General features: G+C 76.8%; 4 protein-coding genes, 1 tRNA gene and 1 pseudogene. 4 read left to right on the top strand and 2 right to left on the bottom strand.

Annotation, left to right across the window (positions count from 1 at the left end):
* From JZ5iCDA_RS19160 to JZ5iCDA_RS15880, 4 genes and pseudogenes are all read left to right on the top strand, one after another.
* Positions 1-547: pseudogene (locus JZ5iCDA_RS19160) on the top strand (hypothetical protein); the annotation flags it as partial.
* Between the two features lie 23 nt (positions 548-570).
* A complete protein-coding gene (gene rsfS / locus JZ5iCDA_RS15870) occupies positions 571-1,014 on the top strand; it encodes a ribosome silencing factor (RefSeq protein ID WP_069388021.1) in 444 nt (147 codons plus the stop codon).
* A complete protein-coding gene (locus JZ5iCDA_RS15875; protein ID WP_069388022.1) occupies positions 1,011-1,691 on the top strand; it encodes a histidine phosphatase family protein in 681 nt (226 codons plus the stop codon). Before rsfS ends, JZ5iCDA_RS15875 begins: the two co-directional genes overlap by 4 nt.
* 79 nt (positions 1,692-1,770) lie before the next feature.
* Positions 1,771-1,846: transfer RNA gene (locus JZ5iCDA_RS15880), tRNA-Ala, on the top strand.
* 129 nt (positions 1,847-1,975) lie between these two features.
* On the opposite strand, the gene JZ5iCDA_RS15885 is transcribed toward JZ5iCDA_RS15880, so the two are convergent.
* Both JZ5iCDA_RS15885 and JZ5iCDA_RS15890 read right to left on the bottom strand, forming a co-directional pair.
* Positions 1,976-2,917, bottom strand: coding sequence for an SH3 domain-containing protein (locus JZ5iCDA_RS15885; RefSeq protein WP_069388023.1), 942 nt, complete (start codon positions 2,915-2,917; stop codon positions 1,976-1,978).
* A gap of 112 nt (positions 2,918-3,029) precedes the next feature.
* Positions 3,030-4,459: BTAD domain-containing putative transcriptional regulator (locus tag JZ5iCDA_RS15890; protein WP_069388024.1), on the bottom strand; the 1,430-nt coding region annotated here is incomplete at its 5' end.

Genomic DNA, 4,459 nt, shown 5'->3' on the forward strand with positions numbered 1-4,459 from the left:
CGCGCTGCAGGCGCGCCAGCTCGCCGACGAAGTCCGGGTCGTCGAGCGCCTTGCGGTACTCGGTCTCGAGCTCGTCGAGCGCCGCGACGAGCGCCTCGGGCACCCCACGGCCCGGCAGGCCCCCGCTCCCGCTCCGCAGTCCCCGTCCGCGCCGGCGGCCGAGCCGTCGGGCTCGGACCTGCCGTGGGCGTCGATCACGACCGGCTCCGCGCCGGAGCGGACGAGCGCGCCGGCCGGCCGGTCGGAGGGCGCGTCGCCCTTCCCGACGACCTCGGCCGCCTCGAGCGCGGGCGACGACGACGGCCTCTTCCCGCGCGTCGCCCCGCGTGACGACGCGGAGGAGGAGCGCGACGAGTCGCCGCGCGGCCCGTCCTACACGTGGCTGCACTACCTCGTGCTGGTCGCGGTCGCGTTCGTCCTCGGCCTGCTCGTGTGGGAGCTCATCTCGCGCGACGACCCCGGGCCCGCCGCCGAGGCCCCGGCCGTGGCAACGGTCGTGACGGCCGCACCGGGCGACGCACCCGGACCACTCGACCTCGGCCGCTGAGCGGCACCGACGAACGGAGACTCGTGACTGCAACCGAACGGGCCGTCGAGCTCGCCGTCACCGCGGCGCGCGCCGCGTCCGACCGCAAGGCCGAGGAGATCCTCGCGCTCGACGTCAGCGAGCAGCTCGTCCTCACGGACGTGTTCCTCCTCGCCTCGGGGACGAACGAGCGCCAGGTCTCGGCGATCGTCGACGCCGTCGAGGAGGCCATGCACAAGGCGGGCGCGAAGCCGATCCGCCGTGAGGGCAAGCAGGAGGCCCGTTGGGTCCTGCTCGACTTCGGCGACGTCGTCGTGCACGTGCAGCACGCCGAGGACCGCCTGTACTACGCGCTGGAGCGCCTCTGGAAGGACTGCCCGGTCATCGAGCTGCCCGCCGACGCGCGCGGCGGCGACGGGTCCGCGCGCGACCGTGACGAGGACGGCGACGACGGCGCGATCCGCCTCTCGGGGGAGCCGCTCGCGTGACCGCGGGCACCGTCGTCCTCCTGCGTCACGGCCGTACCGAGTACAACGCGTCCCTGCGCCTGCAGGGCCAGGTCGACGTGCCGCTCGACGCCGTCGGGCAATGGCAGGCCGCGCAGGGGGCGGACGCCCTCGCGAGCGCCCACCGGGCGACGCGCCTGGTGTCCTCCGACCTCGTGCGCGCGGCGGACACCGCTCGCGCGTACGGCGCCGTCGTGGGCCTGGAGCCCGTGCTCGACGCGCGCCTGCGCGAGCGCGGGTTCGGCGCCTGGGAGGGGCTGACGGGCGACGAGATCGCGGCCCGGTGGCCCGAGGAGTACGCGGCGTGGCGCCGCGGCGAGGAGCCGGCGAGCGCCGGCGCGGAGGCGAAGGCGGACGTCGCGGCGCGGATGGTCGCGGCCGTCGCGGAGCACGCCGAGGAACTCGGCCGCGACGACACGCTCGTCGTGGTCTCGCACGGCGCGGCCATCACGCTCGCCGTGACGGCGATGCTCGGGCTCGACCCCGCCGGGTGGCGCGGCCTGTTCGGGCTGCACAACGTCCACTGGTCGCACCTGCACGCCTCCGGGCCCGCGGCGGTCCCGCCGTGGCGGCTCGTCGCGCACAACGTGGGGGCGGGCTTCCCGCTCGACCGGTGGAACGCGGGACCGGATTGGAACTTGGAGCCCGTTTCTGCGTAGACTAGCGACGCTCCGCAGGGCGGGAATCGCGAAGATTCCCCGTCCGGAGGGGCATCTCCACCTGGATCTGCGGATCCGCGGGGCTGTGGCGCAGCTGGTAGCGCACCTGCATGGCATGCAGGGGGTCAGGGGTTCGAGTCCCCTCAGCTCCACCAGAATGAGGCGGGACATCGGTCACGATGTCCCGCCTCTTCTTCTTGCCCGAGGGCGGACGGCGAAGGTTGCCCGCCCGCCGCACGACGAAGGGCCCGGCCGTCGGCCGGGCCCTTCGTCGTGTCGCAGCTCTACCGCGTGCTGACGTGCACGTGGTCGAAGTGGTTCGCGGTCGCGCCGCCGCGGTCCTCCATGGCGGACCACGCGCCGGCGGGGTCACCGGCCATCCAGATCTTCTGCTCGTAGATGACGTACGTCACGCCGAGGGAGCCGGCGTTGGCCTGCACGTACCGGGCGATGTCCCAGCCGGCCTCGCCGCTGATCATGATGTCGACGGCGCGGCCGGTGCCGTGGTCGCCGCTGTCGCCGGGACGCACGCCGCCGTAGGCGGAGACCCCGGGGAACGTCGCGCACACCGACCGGTAGACCGCGCGCGCGTTGCTCTGCAGCCCCGACTCGATGCCGGAGCTCACGGGGCAGGCGGCGCTCGAGGTCCCGGCGGCTCCGGAGGACGCCGGGGCCGGGGCCGCGGCCGGCGCGGGAGCGGGTGCCGCCTGCGGCTCGCTCTCCGAGAGGTAGCTGGCGTTCAGCCACGCGGCGGCGCCCTCCCACACGACCTGGCTCCAGCCGTCCTGGGAGGCGCCGGTCACGTCGACGAGCGTCGAGGCCGGCACGGTCGTGATCTGCGCGGCGTCGGCCGACGGCCCGGTCCGGACGTTGACGGCCTCCGTGGTCCACAGCTGGCCGGTGACCGCAGGCACCGGCTCGGGCGCGGGCTCGACGGCGGGGGCCGGCTCGGGTGCGGGGATAACCGTGGGCGTCGGGGCCGGCTCAGGCGCGGGGGGAGGGGTCTCGCGCTCGAGCGGGGTCCGCTCGAAGGAGCGGCTGGCGGTGGTGCTGGAGCGCTCCGCGTCCGGCGAGGCGCTCGTGGGGGCGAGCTCGGTGCTGCCGTCGGCGGCCTGCGGGCCGGCGCCGACCGCTCCGACGCCCAGCAGGGTGACGAGCGCGAGGGCGGGCAGGCGGAGCGAGCGCGCACGGGCAGCAGGCGCTGCGTGGTGGCGGGCACGAGGCATGGTTGCTCCGGGAATGGGGGGCAAGGACGCGCCCATGTAACCAAATCGTTATCAGGGACGTCTAGCCGTGCTGGTCACAGGACTGCGGGGCGGTGGCTCCCGCGTCCTGCGGTCAAGGAGCCGGTCGGTCGAGCCACCGCGCGACGGGCCCGAGCGTGAGGAGCCCGCTGCCTGCCCCGGCGATCTCGAGCGGAGCGGGTTCGAGCGCGGCCCGGGCCCGTCCGAGCGCCGTCTCGTGCTCCGTCTCGAGAGCCGCCTGCGCGACGACGCACCACAGCGCCTCGAGGAGCAGTCCCGGCGGTGGCCCCGCGAGCCGGTCGAGCGCGGACCGCGCACCGGCACGGTCGCCGGCGCGCGCGAGCACGAGCGGCCGCACCCACGCCGCGTACGGGCCCCAGCCGTCGGCCGGCAGGGCGCGGACGTCGCCGCGGACGAGGTCGAGGCCGAGCAGCGCGAGCGGGAGCAGCCCGTCCGCGACGCCGGGCATGCCCGCCTCGCCGAGGGCGCGCGCCGAGCGCGCGAGCCGCTCGGTCGCGTCGGGAGCGTCGTCCTGCACCGCGCGCATCGCGCGGTACCCCGCCACGAGGACCAGCGCGCGCGGACGCTCGTGCCGCGTCGCGACGTCCTCGAGCTCCCGGGCGAGCGCGTCGCCGTCGTCGGTCCGGCCGAGCGCCCCGGTCGCCTGGAGCCGCAGCAGCAGCCCCTGCACCTCGGCCGACGGCAGGTCGTGGCGGCGCGCGAGGCCGACGATCTCGTCGCCGATCCGGTCGCGTTCCGCGGCGAGGCCCGGGCGGTCGCACGTGTGGAGGGCCAGGGCGCCGAGGGCGGAGCAGAGGAGCGCCGGGTCGTGCAGGTCCCGCGCGGTGCGCACGGCCGCCTCTGCGGCCTCTCGGCCCTGCCCGCCGGGCAGCCCGCGCGTCTCCGTCGCGACGAGCGCGTGCAGGCGTGCGCGGGCGGCCGGCGCGGCGTCGTCGGGCAGGGCCGCGAGCGTGCGCAGGGCGACCTCGACGAGCTGCCGCGACCGTTCGGGGTCGTCGCTGCGCGGCCAGACGCTCGGGACGTCGTACCCGCCGAGGACGCGGGCGGTCAGGGCCGGGTCGCCGAGCGACTCCGCGGCCCGCGCCGCCGCGAGCAGGTCCTCGTGCGGGACGCCCGGAGCGGGCGCGGACACCGCGAGGCGCCCGAGCATGCTCACGGTCGTCTCGAGCCGGGCGCGCGATCCCGGCCCGAGGGCGCGCACGGAGTCGTCCGTGACACGGCGGAAGACGTCCTCCGGCGCACGGACCCGCGGGTCGTGGCGCAGGACGTCGGCCTCGAGCGCGGCGACCGCCGGGGACGGGTCGAGGCCGAGCTCGTCGCGCAGGACGGTGCGGGCACGCCGGAGCGTGTCGAGCGCCTCGACCTGGCGCCCGGCGCGGTAGAGGGCCAGGGCGAGCAGGCGCCAGCCCTCCTCGCGCCACGGGTGGCTGCCGGTGTGCGGGACCGCGAGCGCGACGGCGTCGTCGGCGCGGCCGGTGTCCGCGAGCGCGCCGACGACCTGCT

Origin of the sequence: Cellulosimicrobium cellulans, assembly GCF_001722485.1 — a bacterium.
GTDB lineage: Bacteria > Actinomycetota > Actinomycetes > Actinomycetales > Cellulomonadaceae > Cellulosimicrobium > Cellulosimicrobium cellulans_A.

What these genes read in the sequence shown, in the direction of transcription:
- JZ5iCDA_RS15885 (WP_069388023.1), bottom strand. Translation starts at nt 2,917, where the DNA reads ATGCCTCGTGCCCGCCACCACGCAGCGCCTGCTGCCCGTGCGCGCTCG.